The sequence below is a fragment of the Nostoc sp. FACHB-280 genome (genome assembly GCF_014697615.1).
GTDB lineage: Bacteria > Cyanobacteriota > Cyanobacteriia > Cyanobacteriales > Nostocaceae > Nostoc_B.
Genome location: NZ_JACJSD010000004.1, coordinates 29993 through 47343 on the forward strand (window position 1 = coordinate 29993; position 17351 = coordinate 47343).

At 40.3% G+C, this 17351-nt stretch carries 10 protein-coding genes; 8 read left to right on the forward strand and 2 right to left on the reverse strand.

The genetic code is table 11. The features are described 5' to 3' along the window. Positions 1 to 12: 12 nt before the first annotated feature. Positions 13 to 849 (forward strand): hypothetical protein, encoded by an 837-nt coding sequence (locus tag H6G75_RS04005; protein ID WP_190978689.1) that lies wholly within the window; start codon positions 13 to 15, stop codon positions 847 to 849. A gap of 114 nt (positions 850 to 963) precedes the next feature. Next, positions 964 to 1185 carry a hypothetical protein gene (locus H6G75_RS04010; protein ID WP_190978690.1) on the forward strand — a complete coding sequence of 74 codons (222 nt, stop codon included), beginning with the start codon at positions 964 to 966 and terminating at the stop codon, positions 1183 to 1185. 113 nt (positions 1186 to 1298) lie between these two features. Here H6G75_RS04010 and H6G75_RS04015 read toward each other — a convergent pair whose 3' ends face one another. Together H6G75_RS04015 and H6G75_RS04020 are read right to left on the reverse strand one after the other, a co-directional pair. Beyond that, entirely contained in the window at positions 1299 to 4817 is a 3519-nt protein-coding gene (locus tag H6G75_RS04015) for an NB-ARC domain-containing protein (RefSeq protein ID WP_190978691.1), read from the reverse strand. 537 nt (positions 4818 to 5354) lie between these two features. After that, the gene (locus tag H6G75_RS04020) at positions 5355 to 7796 is read right to left on the reverse strand and encodes an ATP-dependent Clp protease ATP-binding subunit (protein ID WP_190978842.1); all 2442 of its coding nucleotides are present in this window, start codon (positions 7794 to 7796) and stop codon (positions 5355 to 5357) included. Positions 7797 to 8026: 230 nt separating this feature from the next. Between H6G75_RS04020 and H6G75_RS04025 the strand changes: the two genes are divergently transcribed. From H6G75_RS04025 to H6G75_RS04045, 6 genes are all read left to right on the forward strand, one after another. Beyond that, positions 8027 to 8323, forward strand: a complete 297-nt coding sequence (locus tag H6G75_RS04025) for a DUF3288 family protein (protein ID WP_062288320.1) — start codon at positions 8027 to 8029, stop codon at positions 8321 to 8323. Positions 8324 to 8461: 138 nt separating this feature from the next. Then, positions 8462 to 8638, forward strand: coding sequence for a DUF6888 family protein (locus H6G75_RS33900; RefSeq protein WP_397331372.1), 177 nt, complete (start codon positions 8462 to 8464; stop codon positions 8636 to 8638). After that, complete coding sequence (locus H6G75_RS04030) at positions 8638 to 8856, forward strand: DUF6887 family protein (protein ID WP_190978692.1); 219 nt, start codon at positions 8638 to 8640, stop codon at positions 8854 to 8856. Before H6G75_RS33900 ends, H6G75_RS04030 begins: the two co-directional genes overlap by 1 nt. Positions 8857 to 9117: 261 nt before the next feature. Then, entirely contained in the window at positions 9118 to 11511 is a 2394-nt protein-coding gene (locus tag H6G75_RS04035) for a heavy metal translocating P-type ATPase (RefSeq protein WP_190978693.1), read from the forward strand. Positions 11512 to 11596: 85 nt separating this feature from the next. Further along, on the forward strand, positions 11597 to 11857 hold the full coding sequence (locus H6G75_RS04040; RefSeq protein WP_190978694.1) for a hypothetical protein: 261 nt from the start codon (positions 11597 to 11599) through the stop codon (positions 11855 to 11857). A 93-nt stretch (positions 11858 to 11950) separates the two neighbouring features. After that, the gene (locus H6G75_RS04045) at positions 11951 to 17347 is read left to right on the forward strand and encodes an ATP-binding sensor histidine kinase (protein ID WP_190978695.1); all 5397 of its coding nucleotides are present in this window, start codon (positions 11951 to 11953) and stop codon (positions 17345 to 17347) included. The last annotated feature ends 4 nt before the right edge of the window (positions 17348 to 17351 follow it).

Here is a 17351-nt window from a genome sequence, read left to right on the forward strand (position 1 = left end):
ATACAACGAACCATGCCTAATAAATTTCTAAGTGATTCGGAATTGGCATTTATTGAGCCTGATAAAGTAGAGATTAAGACAGACGACATTAATTTGGTAGAGCAACAGCCATCGATGGGTAGTAGTGATTCCTTCACTCCAGAAATAATTGATGCAGATACCTTAAATCAAACCCAAAAGCTTTTAGATCGTGCAATAGTATCTGCTTGGCACGCCGTCAAGTCAGAGCGACGACCACCTGCTTTAACTCCTACACGTTGGGTATGGCGACTTGCGGGCTTTTACCATTTGTGTCATTCAACACCAGAAATCATGGAAAAAGCGCGATCGCGTTTTGCAACAACCAATCGCCAGAGTTTGGCACAGTGGGCAGAACAAAAAGCCAGAGAAGAAGCAGGTCACGACATACTTGCACTGCGAGATATTCGCTCAATGGGGTATCAAGCTGAAGCTGTTGTAAAAGCCTTTTATCCGCCTGCGGCTAAAGCATTGATGGATTACTTTGCTCAAAGCGCCGAGGATTCAGATCCAATTGATTGTGTAGGCTATTCCTATACAGCCGAACGCCTGGGTACATGTATAGGAGAAGCTTACATCCAGAAAGTAGAAGCATTACTACCACCAGGTATCAAAGCCACACGTTGTTTACGTGTACATAGTGCCATTAGCACCACAGAGGTACAGCACGTTAAGGAAACGGTGGCGATGATTGCAGGGCTAACTCATCAAGAACGCGATCTTGTGGCACAAGCTTGTTATCAAGCTGCATTATTGCGTTTTAGCCCACCGCCAGAAGCTTACATAACAGATGAGGAGATTGAAAATGTCTTAAAGCCACTAAAACTGTAAATAAGCACAGGTCAATCTGAGTAATCAACTGCTAACTTCTTAAAAAGCAAAACTGAAATTTCGTCAGCAATTTTTAACAACATAGAATTCGGTGCAATTACCAAGGAGAAGACCATGAAAACGGCAACATCCCCAATCAAAACTCTCAAACAACCATCTTCTACCCAAGATGATTCACTACTCCAGCACCAAACTTTAAATATTAAAAATTCTAATATTAATATCAACGAAAATAATTTAGGAATATTAGATGACACAGACATGGAATTAGAAAAAATCATGTTTGAAGAATTCGCACATGGTTTGCCCAGCGATATTCCTATGGCTGATTGGTAGTGTGTGGAATTGTGAGTTGAGGTTGTCAATAGTTAATAATTCACAAAATGCTGATTTTTGACAACCATAGCCTTGATTAAATATTTTAGTTACGTGAGTTTTAGTTGTTTGAGCTACACAACTGCCCCTAATCTTTTTAGAGTAGCAATCGTCGCAGCCGTTAAACCTGTAATTCCTCTAATATTCATTCCCTCATAAAATTTTTTAGCTTTCAAAGTTTTTACACAATCGCTTGTATTGATGTCCCACAGGCGAATTGTTTCATCAGCACCACTACTGGCAAGAATTCTATTATTTGGACTAAAAGCGAGAGACCAAATCCAAGCTGAATGTCCATGTAATGTTGTTTGACATTCACCCGTGTCAACATCCCATAATTTAATTGTGTAATTGGGACTGCTACTAGCTAAAATCTTGCCATCTCGACTAAAAATAACTGCCTTCACTAGACCATTTTCACAAACCATGAAGGTGTGCAAACAAGTACCTGTACGAACCTTCCACAGTCGGACTGTTCCATCATAACCAGCACTGGCCAGCAGTTCGCCATTCGGACTGAAGGCGATCGACCAAACCCAATTTGTATGACCTTCTAATGTTTGTTTGCACTCACCTGTGTTAACATCCCATAACTTAACTGTCTGATCCCAAGCACCACTAGCTAGTAGATTACCTTGAGGACTGAAGGCAACTGATTGAACAGCAGCACGATGCCCCACGAAAGTTTGTAAAGCCTGTCCAGTATTTACATCCCACAACCTCACGGTTTGGTCATTACTGCCACTGGCTAACATTTGACCATCTGGACTAAAAGCTATTGACCAAACTACAGCAGGGTGTCCCAAAAGAGTTTGCAGAACTTGACAGGTATTAACATCCCACAACTTAACTGTGTGATCATCGCTGCCACTAGCCAAAGTCTGACCACTGGGACAAAAAGCCACTGAGCGAACGACAGCATGATGTCCCTGAAGAGTTTGCAACGCTTGACCAGTATTGACATCCCACAACCTCACCATTTGGTCATCACTGCCACTAGCCAACATTTGACCGTCCGGACTGTAAGCAACTGACAGAACTTGACTGGTGTATCCACTGAGAGTTTTCAGACATTGAGCAGTGCTAACGTCCCATAGCTTCATCATTTGGTCATCACTACCACTAGCCAAAAGGTCGCCTTGGGGACTAAAGACCACAGAAAATACTAAAGTTGAATGTCCTTGGAGAATTTTCAGGCATTGACCAGTATGAAAATCCCATAATCTGACTGTGTGATCAAGGCTACCACTAGCGATAAGATTGCCTTGGGGATGAATGGCTACTGACCAGACGGCAGCATGATGCCCTTGTAAGGTTTTAATACATTCACCAGTATTAATGTCCCATAACTTCACTGTCTGGTCATCACTGCTACTGGCAATTGTCTGTCCATTAGGACTGAGAGTCAGAGAACGTATACCATCACGATGTCCCCGCAAAATCTTGATACATTCACCAGTGTTGACATCCCACAACCGAATTGTGTCGTCATCACTACCACTCACAAGTTTCTGTCCATCCAGAGTAAAAATTACACAAATGATCCAACTTGTATGTCCATGAAATGTTTGCCGACATTCACCAGTACTCACATTCCACAGTTTGATAGTGCGATCATTACTACCAGTTACTAGTGTTTTCCCATCTGGGCTAAAAGTAACTGCCCAAACTTCGTGTTCATGTTCTTGTAAAGTTTTCAAGCATTGACCAGTATTAGCATTCCACAACTTTACTGTGTGATCACTACTACTGCTGGCTAAGATGCTGCCATCAGGACTAAAAGCTAGTGATGGTACCCAGTTAGTGTGACCTTGAAAGGTGAGAACTTGATTGCAATCTGTAACTTGGTATAGGCGGATTTCACCATTGGTATCACCCATTGCTAAAAGTTTGCCATTGGGGCTAAAAGCGATGGATAAAACGCCACCAAAGGTTTCAGCAAAAACAGACTTCTTTAAATCAGCGTTTTGAAAATTGACATTATGTAGTTTTACATTCCGCAAGTCTGCTTGCCAGAGCGTTAATTGAGAGAAATCAAAACCAGTTAAATCTGTCTGTAATTTACACAGCAAATTGAGAATGTTTCCACCTGTATAACCTGGTTCCTGTGGTGATTCTTCTCGGAGTCTGGCTAAAATTTGAGTTAATTGGTTTTCAATACTTTTTTTGCTTCTTAATGCCGTCAGTAAAGCATCAATGACTGGTTTGAGAACCAGGCGAATTTGAGTTTCTCGGATGTAGTCTTTTGCACTGGCTTTGATTAAAGCATGGCATCTCAAAAGTTGAATATGATCAGTGACAATTTCTTCGCAAACTTGTTCTATTAACACCTGAGTCACATATTCCATAACCACAGGTTGTAAGGTAAAAGTGGCTGTGCTTTTTTCTACTAGCGATCGCCTCACCAAGGATTCTACAGCCTCTAGCAATTTTTGTGGTGGCACTGGTGAGACAATATCTTCTCGCAAGTCTGAGAGTGTCACTGGTTCACGATTAATTGCTAACCAGTACATAATCTCTTTTTCTAAATCTGACAACCGATCAAATTGCTGGTCTAAAATATCTCGAATATCGCCAAAAACCACTGTATTTTGTTGTAAAAACTCGCTGATATTACCAGCAAACACATCTTCAATGGTTGTAGCGACTATTTTCAAAGCCAAGGGATTACCACCATAGGATTCAATCATGGCTTTCCATTCTTCTTCGGCGGCCGATAACCCTTTGACTTTTAAAATTTCCTGTCCTTCAACTACCTTCAAACCACTAAGTTGTAAGGAACGGACTGGTAAGGCTTCACCTTCTAATAATGCGATTTCTTGGGGTTTTTCCCGACTGGTTAAGATTAAACAACTTTGGTGAGTAGCTTCTCCTAAACGTTTAAACAACTCACCATAACCTTCATATCCTTCTCGATATTTGCCGGCTCGGCTCCCATAACGTAATATTGATTCGGCATTGTCCAGAATTACTAGACAGCGATGATTTCGCAGATAATCAATTAATCTGGAAATGCGATCGCTTAAACTTTCTGGTAAATTCGCTTCTGTTTCTTGCTCATCCGATAAAAATTGCAGTAATTGATTGATGATAGCTTTTACAGGTGGAGCTTCACGGAGCGATCGCCAAATTACATATTCAAAATCTTCCTGAATCTGTTGCGCTAATTTTACAGCCAGCGCCGTTTTACCAATACCACCCATACCTAACAAGGCGATAAATTGGCAATGTTCATCTAAAATCCATTGTTCTAAGGCCGCCAGTTCTTCTTTCCGCCCATAAAAAACTGGTAAAAAACTCGCATCTCCCCAATCTAACCGAGTATTGGAGCTTAAATAATCACTTTCATTGATTTTGATATTAAAAACTAAAAATAGCTTTTCCAGAGTTTTTTTATCAACTCCACCTTCTCGATTTAGTACTTTGGATATCGTACTAGGATGCAAACCTGAAAGTGCGCTGATATCTTCTAATGTATAGCTATTGCCAAAATTTTCTTGTGCTTCTGACTTACGTTTTGCCTCCTGAAGTTTTTGTAAACCTCTAGTAGTAAGTGCAACACCACGCTTACGTCTCCAATTCTGTAAAACCATGTATTAAAACTGTATTAACTATCACGTATCCTTGATATTTTTAGCTTTTTAAAAAAGAATGGTACTAAAAAGTCAGCACTCAGGAGTCACAATTTAAACGTAATTCAGAATGATTCATCGATTGGCCTAGAATAATTTTACTTAATCTGGCAACATTCTGACTGACTCCTGGATTCTGAATCCTGAATTCTTACGAATGTTATAATTTCAATTTATACACAAAATCTTGGCTTGAGAATCTCAGAATATGCCAGTTTTATGATATTGAATAAAACGCCCTGAGCTAAAAATAGTGGCAAATTATTCTGAATGTATCAAAACACAATTCAAAAGCTATGGTTTATGCGGAATGATGTTATACACACAACTAGGTAAATTAAACGTAATTTCGGCTGTATCTTAGCATATACTATGGCAATACTCACTACGAGAATCTGGAGTATTACTTTTAATTCTGACTCAGTTAGTATCAATAGCAAAAATCCCCTGGTTGATTCCCAAGGGATTTTTGAGTGTCAAATTATTAGATGAGGAATATTAGCGAGCGTTTGCCAAAAGTAACTCCCGTGTATCTGATTTACGGACTTTCACTTGGCCGTCATCATCAACATCGACAATCGCTGTGTCGCCATTACTGATTTCGCCAGCTAGTAGTGCTTCAGCCAAAGAATCTTCTAACAGGCGCATAATTGCCCTGCGTAAAGGTCTAGCACCATAGCTGGGGTTATAACCTTCATTAACAACCAATTCTTTAAATGCTTCTGTCACTTGCAAAGTGATACCTTTTTCTGTCAAGCGATTAGCAACTTCGCGCAGCATAATCTCAGCAATTTGCTTGACTTCATCTTTACCCAGTTGAGTGAAGACAATAATTTCATCAACTCGGTTGAGGAATTCTGGACGGAAGTAAGTTTTGAGTTCCTCATTGACTAAGTTACGAATGCGGTGATAGCTGGCTTCGGCTTGATTATCAAATTCAAAACCTAAACCACCGCCACCTTTTTCAATCACCTTAGAACCGATGTTAGAAGTCAGAATGATCAAAGTGTTCTTGAAGTCAACTTTCCGACCTTTGGCATCAGTTAGATGACCGTCATCTAAGATTTGCAGCAGCATGTTGAAGACATCGGGGTGCGCTTTTTCGATTTCGTCAAACAGCAGCACTGTGTAAGGTTTGCGCCGCACAGCTTCGGTCAGTTGTCCACCTTCATCGTAGCCGACGTAACCTGGAGGCGAACCAATTAGCTTAGATACGGTATGGCTTTCCATAAATTCGGACATATCTAAGCGAATCATTGCTTCTTCTGCACCGAAGAAGTACGATGCTAAGGCTTTGGCTAATTCTGTTTTACCAACGCCTGTGGGGCCGGAGAAGATAAAGCTGGCAATGGGACGGTTGGGATTTTTTAACCCGACTCTAGCCCGACGGATAGCGCGAGATACAGAGGTAACTGCTTGTTCTTGACCGATTAAGCGTTGATGCAGGGTGTCTTCCAGGTGTAACAGCAATTCTGACTCAGATTCGGTGAGTTTGTTAACTGGGACACCAGTCCAAGAGGCGACGATTTGAGCAATGTCTTCTTCGTCAACAATGGGCTGAGGAATATTTTGTTCTTGGTGAATTTGCGCTTCCAGTTCTAATTCTTGGTCGCGCAGTTCGCCGGCTTTGTCAAAGTCTTGAACTCTGACGGCTTCATGTTTTGCTTTGGTGACACTGGTTAGTTGACGCTTGAGTTCTTTGTTGGCGGAAATTTGGGAGTTCCGTAACCGGACACGGGAACCAGCTTCGTCAATTAAGTCTATGGCTTTATCGGGCAAGAAGCGATCGCTAATATAACGATCTGACAACTGCGCTGCTGCTAACACAGCCGCATCGGAAATTTCGACTTTGTGATGTTGTTCGTAAGCACCGCGCAAACCGTAAAGAATTTGGATGGTTTCTTCCACAGAAGGTTCACCGACCAAAATCGGTTGGAAACGGCGTTCTAAAGCGGCATCGCGTTCGATGTGCTTGCGATATTCATCCAGGGTGGTTGCGCCGATACATTGGAGTTCACCGCGTGCTAAAGCTGGTTTGAGAATGTTGGCTGCATCTAAGCCGCCTTCTGTGCCACCAGCACCCACAAGGGTATGAATTTCATCAATTACTAGGACGATGTTACCGACAGAGCGGATTTCGTCCATGATTTTCTTCAGGCGTTCTTCAAAATCACCACGGAAGCGAGTTCCTGCGACCAATAAGCCCATATCAAGGCTAATGACTTGTTTATTCAACAACAAATCAGGAACATCTTGGTTAACAATACGTTGTGCTAAACCTTCTGCGATCGCAGTTTTGCCAACTCCTGGTTCACCAATCAACACAGGATTATTTTTCGTGCGGCGACCGAGAATTTGAATGGCACGCTCAATTTCTTTTTCCCGACCAACTACAGGGTCTAGCTTGCCTTCTTGGGCGAGTTTGCTGAGATTTCTGCCGAACTCTTCTAAGGTGAGTGCTTGTTGGTTGCGGCGGGGACTACTACCACCTACAGCCACATTGGGGTCTTCACCCAAACGACGTAAGACAGTAGTGCGGATGAGTCTGAGTTCAACCCCCAGATTTTGCAATACTTTCGCCGCCACACCTTCACCAGCTTCTGTTAAACCCAAAAGTAAGTGTTCAGTGTTGATGTAGTTATGTCCTAGACTATGAGCTTCTTTAAACGATTGCTCGAAGAGGTTTTTGACTTTTGGTGTAAAAGGAATTTCTGGCGGTACAAAGCCAGAACCTCTACCAATAATTTTTTCAACTTCCCGTCGTGCTTCTTTGAGGGTAACGCCCAACTCACTCAGCACTTTGGCAGCAACTCCCGTTCCTTCTCCGATTAAACCCAGGAGAATTTGTTCAGTTCCTACGAAGTTGTGTCCCAGACGACGTGCTTCCTCCTGAGCTAACATAATGACTTTAATGGCTTCGGAAGTGAAGTGTTCAAACATAGCGGGTTCTTGCTCCCTTGCTGCTTGGACTGGGGGTGATTTGAGGTTCACCCTCGTTAAAACTTTTAGTATTTTCTTAAAGACAATGTATCTTTATTTATGATTGACTGGCAGTGGTGAGAGCCGTAAGCGTAAAGGTGTGTTTGCCCTCATCTTTTATTATCTGGCGTTGGGTGGAATCTCAACTCTAGACTCAGAATGAATTAAGAATCTGACTAAAGGTATAAACTATGGCAGAACAGCACGGAAGTAAAGACCAACAACATCCACTTTACAACCGCGATCGCCCCCTTATTGATATTTTACTCGCTCAAGAAGCAACAGACTACCATTTGGCAGAATTAGCCCGTTTACGCATCCGTTATCAAGGCTTCCCTGGCGCACGGGACATTCAAAAAGACCTAGATAAAGTTTTGCAACAGTGGGGGTTAACCGAATCAGAACTTTTCGCTAAAACCCGCCAAATCCACGACGTAGGGGGGATTTACAAAAGTCGCGGTAAGAAAGAAGAACAAGATTGGAATTAGTCTTTGGCGTACCAATTGCCGAGTAAGTTCATTAACTGTCACGGTTATGATGACACCTGCCGTTTCCTTGCCGAAAATTCTCGTATGGTTTCCGCAAAGAAGTATTATCAAGAAAAATTATGTACCTAGTTGGGTGTGATGCCTACTAACAGTCAGTTGGAGTGCCTGTATCGAATTTGTTACCATTTAACATATAGAATGTTGCAGCCGATTCATCTGGTTTGTATCGATGGTCGAACCCAGAATTTGTATGTCTTGGCAGGGCAAAACGAAGAAATCGAGTTTGAAGTTACTCCGAATGGGGAGGTGCTGTGATGAGTTCAGTTGATTATGCAGCGATGTCCTATCAAGAATTAAGGCGTTATTTTCTGACTCATCGAGATGACGATGCTGCGTTCCAAGCTTATTTGGCAAGGCGTAGAGAACGTTCACGTCCTGTGATCACAACAATCAACGACCCAGACTTTGACAGCAAAATTCAAGCGGCTATCCGTCAGCAAATGGCAGAATATCAAAGTGGTAAGTCAACCTAACCACTAACCCAATCGCCATCTTTCAGAACTTGCTTAAATATCGCAGCCTAATTACTTATAAAAGTAAGTTTGTCAAACAAACCCGCACTCAACAAAGCGGAACTCCTACCTGCTGCCTTACTTGATAAAGTATGGGTAGGTGCATCCATCTGTGGATAACATCACCCCGCACTCATAAAAATTCTGCCAATAACCCCTTGACTCTCCAGTTGACTAGATACTTCAAGATGAAGATAGTCGTTAGCTATTGGGGTGAGTCAAATGGAAAATGCCACATTGAAGCTGCGCGGTATGAGTTGCGCCTCCTGTGCCAAAAATATTGAAGATGCTATTAGTGCTGTTCCTGGTGTGAATGAATGTAGTGTGAATTTTGGGGCAGAACAGGCAACAGTTAATTATGATTCCAGAAAAACAAATTTACTAGCCATCCAAAATGCGGTGGATGCAGCTGGTTATTCTGCCTATCCTTTGCAAGAAGAGAATTTGCTGGTGGGTGAAGACGACGAAGAAAAAAGACATCGCCAGCAAGCATCCCGTGATTTGCAGCAAAAGGTGATAGTGGGGGGAATAATTAGCAGTTTACTGGTGCTTGGCTCATTGCCGATGATGACAGGATTGCACTTACCTTTTATTCCTGGATGGTTGCATAATCCTTGGCTGCAATTAGTCCTCACCACTCCTGTACAGTTTTGGTGCGGTAAAAGTTTTTATGTAAATGCTGGGAAAGCGTTCAAGCGTCATACTGCCACAATGGATACTTTAATTGTGTTGGGTACGAGTGCAGCATATTTTTATTCTCTATTCGCTACAATATTTCCCGGCTTTTTCATAGCTCAGGGATTGATGGCAGATGTATATTACGAAACTGCGGCGATTGTGATTACCTTAATTTTATTAGGGCGGCTGTTTGAAAATCGCGCCAAAGGGCAAACTTCCGAAGCCATCCGTAAGTTGATAGGTTTACAGGCGAAAACTGCGCGGTTGATCCGCAACGGACGAGAAATAGATGTACCGATCGCACAAGTACAAATTGGTGATGTGGTGCTGGTGCGTCCTGGAGAGAAAATTCCGGTTGATGGCGAAGTAATTGATGGGACATCCACAGTTGATGAAGCGATGGTGACTGGCGAAAGTATTCCTGTGAAAAAGCAACCAGGAGATGAAGTTATTGGCGCAACCATCAATAAAACTGGTAGTTTCCAATTTCGGGCGACAAGAGTAGGAAAAGATACGGTATTGGCGCAAATTGTCCAATTAGTACAACAGGCGCAAGGCTCAAAAGCACCCATTCAAAGGTTAGCAGACCAAGTTACAGGCTGGTTTGTACCTGCGGTAATTGCGATCGCCATCCTCACTTTTATTATCTGGTTCAACATCACTGGTAATATCTCCTTGGCGTTGATTACCACAGTCGGAGTGTTAATTATTGCTTGTCCTTGCGCCTTGGGTTTAGCTACACCAACCTCAGTTATGGTGGGTACAGGGAAAGGTGCAGAAAACGGCATTTTAATTAAAGGTGCAGAAAGTTTAGAACTCGCCCACCAAATTCAAACAATTGTCTTAGATAAAACTGGCACTATTACCCAAGGTAAGCCTACAGTTACAGATTTTGTCACAGTTAACGGTACGGCTAATGGTAACGAAATTCAGTTAATACAACTAGCCGCCTCTGTAGAACGCAATTCTGAACACCCATTAGCCGAAGCAGTGGTGAGATATGCTCAATCTCAGGATGTCAGCCTCATAGATGTTCGAGATTTTGCCGCGATCGCTGGTAGTGGTGTGCAGGGTATAGTTGCAAATCGTCTGGTGCAAATCGGTACACAACGCTGGATGGAAGAGTTAGATATTAACACCGCAGACTTGCAACCAAATCAAGAACGCTTAGAATACTTAGGTAAAACGGCGGTTTTGTTAGCAGTAGATGGTGAAATCCAAGGATTGATGGGAATTGCTGATGCGATTAAACCGACTTCTCCCCAAGCTGTGCGAGCTTTGCAAAAAATGGGTTTAGAAGTTGTGATGCTCACAGGTGATAATCGCCACACCGCCGAAAGTATTGCGCGTGAAGTTGGGATTACCAGAGTATTAGCTGAAGTGCGTCCTGAGCAGAAGGTAGAAGCAATTAAGTTGTTGCAAGGAGAGGGTAGAAGGGAGACGAGGGGGACAAGGAAGACAAGGGAGAATTACTCAGCACTCACACTTCGACTACTTCGGCTGCGCTCAGTACAAGTTCGCTCAGTGTACGGCACTCAGCACTCAGCACTCAAAACTCAGCACTCAATTGTAGCGATGGTTGGTGATGGGATTAATGATGCACCGGCTTTGGCGCAAGCGGATGTGGGAATTGCGATTGGTACAGGTACAGATGTAGCGATCGCAGCTAGTGATATCACCCTAATCTCTGGTGATTTGCAAGGTATAGTCACAGCAATTCAACTCAGCCGCGCCACAATGCGTAATATTCGCCAAAATTTATTTTTTGCGTTTATCTACAACGTTGCTGGTATTCCCATCGCGGCTGGAATTCTGTTCCCGATATTTGGGTGGTTGCTCAACCCAATCATTGCAGGTGCAGCAATGGCTTTTAGTTCAGTTTCTGTAGTCACTAATGCGCTACGTTTGCGTAACTTTCGAGCCAAAGTGATTGGCTAAGGTACTTTCTATTCAACAAGTATGCCATTCTTCAGGGATGAAGGAGACAAGGAAGATATTTGCATTACTTCAAGGGGAAGTAAGTATGTGGAATAGTAAAGCAATTATTGGTAGTATTGCCAGTTGCGGATTGATGTTGAGTTTGGCGGGTGGTGTAGCGAAAACTCAAATCCCCAACCCAAAAGAATCACCAAACACTCAGTTTCGCCGCATTGAGCAACCACTGTTAATGAAAGGTGCAGTTACCGCAGGTGGTTTGGCATTAATGGGTTTAGAAATCTGGTGGTTTCTGTTGAGTAAGCCTAAGTTATCGAGCGATCGCGTTCACAGCAAACTAACTAAGTGATTAAACTAAATTAGTGTGAGTCTTTTTTTATTTCCTCGTGAAATATTTCGTATCTTTGGGAATACTAAACTTGTTATTTCAAGGTTGGGTGTTATGTTGAGTATTCCCGGATATCAGCTAAATGAAGAAATTTATCATGGTTCGAGAACTATAGTTTACCGAGCTATCCGAGAGGTTGACTCCATATCCGTAGTCATCAAATTACTTAAAAATCCTTATCCCAGCTTTAGCGAACTAGTACAATTTCGCAATCAATACACGATTACCAAAAATCTCAACTATCCCGAAATCATTCAAACCTATAGCCTAGAACTTTACAAAAATGGCTATGTGTTAGTGATGGAAGACTTTGGGGGAATTTCTCTATATGATTATTTTGTCAATCATCATTATTTTGGATGTTTAGAAGAATTTTTAGAAATAGCGATCGCTTTGTGTAATGCCTTAGAGATACTGTACCGCGATCGCATTATTCACAAAGATATTAAACCAGCTAATATTCTGATAAATCCTATAACAAAACAAGTTAAATTAATTGACTTTAGTATTGCCTCTTTGCTCCCACGGGAAACTCAAAATATAGTCAGTCCAAATGTTGTTGAAGGAACATTAGCTTATATTTCTCCCGAAGAAACTGGGCGGATGAATCGAGGTTTAGATTATCGCACAGATTTCTATTCTTTGGGTGTAACTTTTTACGAATTACTTACAGGAGAATTACCTTTTAAATCAGGTGTACCAATGGAATTGGTACACTGTCATATTGCCAAAACAGCACCTTCTGTCCATGAAATTAATCCAAACATACCCTTGGTTATTGCAGAAATTGTTAACAAACTAATGGCTAAAAATGCCGAAGACCGCTATCAAAGTGCATGGGGTCTCAAGCATGATTTAACACAATGTTTACATCAACTCAAAAAAACAGGAGAAATTAAAAGTTTCGCCATTGCCCAAAGGGATGTCTGTGATAGATTTATTATTCCTGATAAACTATATGGACGAGAAAGCGAAGTAGAAATTCTCCTACAAGCATTTGAAAGAGTCAGCCTTGGTGCTACAGAAATTATCTTAGTAGCGGGCTTTTCTGGTATTGGGAAGACTGCCGTTGTCAATGAAGTTCATAAACCTATTGTGCGACAACGAGGCTATTTCATCAAAGGCAAATTTGATCAATTTAACCGCAATATTCCTTTCTTTGCTTTCGTACAAGCATTCCGAGATTTAATGAGGCAGTTACTTTGTGAATCAGATGCTCAATTACAAGCATGGAAAACAAAAATTATAGAAGTATTAGGAGAAAATGCCCAGGTTATTATTGATGTAATACCCGAACTAGAATACCTCATAGGTAAGCAATCTCCTGTACCAGAGCTATCGGGAACAGCCGCAAAAAATCGCTTTAATTTATTATTTCAGAAATTCTTACAAGTTTTCACCACACCAGAGCATCCCTTGGTAATATTTTTGGATGATTTGCAGTGGGCAGATTCAACATCATTAAAGTTGATGCAATTGCTCATGGAAGAATCCCAGCAAGGATATTTACTTTTGATTGGTGCTTACCGGGATAATGAAGTGTCTCCAGCTCACCCATTGATGTTGTCACTGGATGAAGTGAGCAAAGCCAAAGCCACAGTCAATACTATAACTTTACAGCCTTTATCTATACTCAGTTTAAATCAGTTAGTGGCGGATACTCTTGCTTGTGCGATCGCCTTAGCGCAACCTTTGACAGCATTAGTGTATCAAAAAACTTATGGTAATCCCTTTTTTAGCACCCAATTTCTCAAAGTATTGCATCAGGAAAATTTAATTACCTTCAATCTGCAAGCTGGTTATTGGCAATGTAACATTACCCAAGTACGGGAATTAGCATTGACAGATGATGTAGTTGAATTTCTAGCAATGCAGTTGCAGAAACTTGCACCAGCAACACAAACAGTATTACAACTTGCAGCTTGTATTGGCAACCAATTTGACTTAGCAACCTTAGCAATTATTTCCCAACAAACAGAAATAGAAACCGCAGTTTCACTGTGGAGTGCTTTACAAGAAGGACTAGTTTTACCCCAAAGTGAAGTTTATAAGTTTTATCAAGATATCGAAGTAGAATGCAATTTCACAATTAATCATCAACAATTACCCACATACAAATTTCTGCATGATCGAGTTCAGCAAGCTGCCTATTCTCTAATTCCTAATGAACAAAAACAAGTAACCCATCTAACAATCGGGCAGCTTCTACTAAAAAATATATCTGACATTGAATTAGAAGAGAAAATTTTTGATGTAGTGAATCAATTAAATATTGGTTCGTCACTCATTACCAATATCAACGAAAGTCAACAACTAGCTAGATTAAATTTTCAAGCAGGTACAAAAGCTAAAAATGCCACTGCTTATCTATCTGCCAGTGAATATTTCACTACAGGTTTAAATTTATTATCAGATTGTAGTTGGCAACAAGATTATGAACTCACATTAGCACTACATCAATCTCTCACCGAAGCACTTTGTCTTTGTGGTGAATTTGAGAAAATGGAAGGTTATGCAGCAGTTGTTTTACAACAAGCAGAAACAGTCCTGGAACAAATACCCATTCATAATACTAAAATTCAAGCCTGTATGGCACAGGCACAACATCAAAATGCCTTGCAAATTGCCTTAGCTGTTCTCCACTCTATAGGAGTAAAACTGCCTCAACAAGTTAACCAAACAGATATTGATTATGAACTAGAACAAACACAATTGCTATTAAAAGATAAAGTTGCGATCGATTTGCTTGATTTGCCAGAAATGACAGATGCAAATATCTTGGCAGCAATGCAAATTTTATCTAGTATTATGTCAACGGCTTATCAAGCATCACCACCATTATTTAGAGTGATTGTTTTAAAACAAGTTCAGTTATCACTGCTTTATGGCAATGCACCAGAATCTACCTATGCTTATGCTAGTTATGGACTCCTACTCTGCGGTGTCTTGAAGCAAATTGATGCTGGCTATGAGTTTGGCGAGATAGCATTACAGTTAGTAGAACGTCTCAATGCCTCTAAACTGAAATCTAAAACTTTATTTGCAGTTAATTGTTTTATTCGACATTGGAAAGCACCTGTAAAAGATACTTTAAATCCATTATTGCAAGCCTATACAAGTGGTTTAGAAACTGGTGATATTGAATATGCGGCTATGTCTGCCTATGTGTTTGGCAGATATGCCTATTTAAGTGGTCATGAGTTAAAAGAATTAGCTGATGCTATGGGAAATTATGGCTCAGTTATGCACCAGTTCAAACAGACTACTTATTTAAACTTTAATAGTATATATTATCAATCTGTTTTAAACTTATTAGGACTGGCAGATAATCCTTGTTGTTTAATTGGTGAAATTTATGATGAGGTAAAAATGTTACCTCTGCATCGGGCTGCCAATCAAATCAGTATGATTTGTCAGCTTCACTTTTGTAAAATGATTTTGTGTTATTTTTTTAATGATCATCATCAAGCGTTAGATAATGCAGCAGTTGTTAAGGAATATTTGGCAAGTGTTACGGGATTAGTCATAGTACCAACTTTTTATTTTTATGAATCTTTAATTTACTTATCTTTGCATCGTCATTACTCTTTACCAGAACAAGAAATCATCATTGAGCGCGTTAGAGAAAATCATCAACATCTCCAAAAATGGGCAGAGAGCGCACCCATGAATTACGCTCACAAATGTTATTTAGTAGAAGCAGAATTAAATCGAGTTTTGGGCGAAAAAATTGCCGCAATGGAGCTATATGATTGTGCTATTTCTAGAGCTAAAGCCAACACATACATTCAAGAAGAAGCTTTAGCTAACGAGTTGGCTGCTAAATTTTTCTTAGAATGGGAGAAAGAAAAATTCGCCACCTTTTATATGCAGGAAGCATATTATTGTTATGCTCGTTGGGGTGCAAAAGCCAAAATCGATGACTTAGAAATATGTTATCCTCACCTACTACAACCCATTCTGCAACAACAAAAACTTTCCTTCAACCCCTTAGAAACAATCACATCCCGCGGGACTTCTGCATCTATTCATACTTCTACAACAGGTAGCACAAATATCTCTGACGCTCTAGATTTTACCTCTGTTCTTAAAGCTGCTCAAAATATTTCTAGCAGTATTCAGTTAGATGAACTTATTGCCAGCCTTACCCAAATTATCCTAGAAAACTCTGGTGCTAAAAAATCTGTATTAATACTTGCGGAATCAGATACTTTAAAAGTTCGAGCAATCACTTTTATTGATCAGAAAAATCATTCTCAAAATCAAATACAGACTATCCTTGAATCACAGTCAATTGCTGTTTGTAAAACTATACCTAAACGAATTATCAATTATGTCAAAAATACTCACGAAACTGTTGTGATTAATAACTGCCAAACAGATATTCCGGGAGTGATGGATCAATATCTGCTAGATCATCAACCAAAAAGTATATTATGTACACCAATTATTAATCAAGGCAATTTAATTGGGATTTTATATTTAGAAAATAAACTCACAAGTAGCGTATTTACTAACGAACGGCTACAAGTGATTAATTTACTTTCTTCCCAAGCTGCGATCGCATTAGAAAATGCCAGACTATATCAGCAATCTCAACAAGCATTACAAGATTTACAACAGGCGCAATTACAAATTATCCAAAGTGAAAAAATGTCTGCATTAGGTAACTTAGTAGCTGGGATAGGTCATGAAATGAATAATCCTTTGGGTTTTATTTCTGCGACTCTACAACAAGCTAAACCAAACTTTGCTGATGTAAAAGAACATTTAGAACTTTATCAAGAAATTATCGATAATCCTGGTAATGAAATCCAAAATCATGCTGAGGAAATTGACTTGGATTTTCTTTTAGAAGACTTACCAAAAATGATAGATGCAATGGTGTTAGCGTGCGATAGATTGAAAAATATCAGTACCAGTCTTCGCACCTTCTCCCGCGCTGATCAAGATTACAAAGTCAAGTTTAATCTGCATGAAGGAATTGATAGTACGATTTTAATTCTCAAACATCGCCTGAAAGCAAATGAACAACGTCCCGCAATTGAAGTTACTACTAACTATGGCAATTTGCCACAAATTTCTTGTTTTCCTGGGCAATTAAATCAAGTATTTATGAATATCCTGGCTAATGCCATTGATGCTTTAGATGAATCAAACTCCGGGCGGGGTTTTGCCGAAATTCAAGCTAATCCTAACCAAATTACTATTACAACATCAACTGTAGATCAATATGTAAACATCTCAATTGCTGATAATGGTAAAGGAATAAATGAAGCTGTCAAACAAAAGATTTTTGACCATTTATTTACTACTAAAGCTGTAGGTAAGGGTACAGGCTTAGGATTAGCTATAGTAAGACAAATTGTTGTGGAAAAACATGGAGGATTGATTGATGTAAATTCTCAGCTAGGCGAAGGTACTGAGTTTATTATTCAGTTACCTTTATAGGAAC

Excerpts from the sequence above, each read along its gene's own strand:
- H6G75_RS04005 (WP_190978689.1), top strand. The coding sequence starts at position 13 with ATGCCTAATAAATTTCTAAGTGATTCGGAATTGGCATTTATTGAGCCT.
- H6G75_RS04010 (WP_190978690.1), top strand. The coding sequence starts at position 964 with ATGAAAACGGCAACATCCCCAATCAAAACTCTCAAACAACCATCTTCT.
- H6G75_RS04015 (WP_190978691.1), bottom strand. The coding sequence starts at position 4,817 with ATGGTTTTACAGAATTGGAGACGTAAGCGTGGTGTTGCACTTACTACT.
- H6G75_RS04020 (WP_190978842.1), bottom strand. The coding sequence starts at position 7,796 with ATGTTTGAACACTTCACTTCCGAAGCCATTAAAGTCATTATGTTAGCT.
- H6G75_RS04025 (WP_062288320.1), top strand. The coding sequence starts at position 8,027 with ATGGCAGAACAGCACGGAAGTAAAGACCAACAACATCCACTTTACAAC.
- H6G75_RS33900 (WP_397331372.1), top strand. The coding sequence starts at position 8,462 with ATGCCTACTAACAGTCAGTTGGAGTGCCTGTATCGAATTTGTTACCAT.
- H6G75_RS04030 (WP_190978692.1), top strand. The coding sequence starts at position 8,638 with ATGAGTTCAGTTGATTATGCAGCGATGTCCTATCAAGAATTAAGGCGT.
- H6G75_RS04035 (WP_190978693.1), top strand. The coding sequence starts at position 9,118 with ATGGAAAATGCCACATTGAAGCTGCGCGGTATGAGTTGCGCCTCCTGT.
- H6G75_RS04040 (WP_190978694.1), top strand. The coding sequence starts at position 11,597 with ATGTGGAATAGTAAAGCAATTATTGGTAGTATTGCCAGTTGCGGATTG.
- H6G75_RS04045 (WP_190978695.1), top strand. The coding sequence starts at position 11,951 with ATGTTGAGTATTCCCGGATATCAGCTAAATGAAGAAATTTATCATGGT.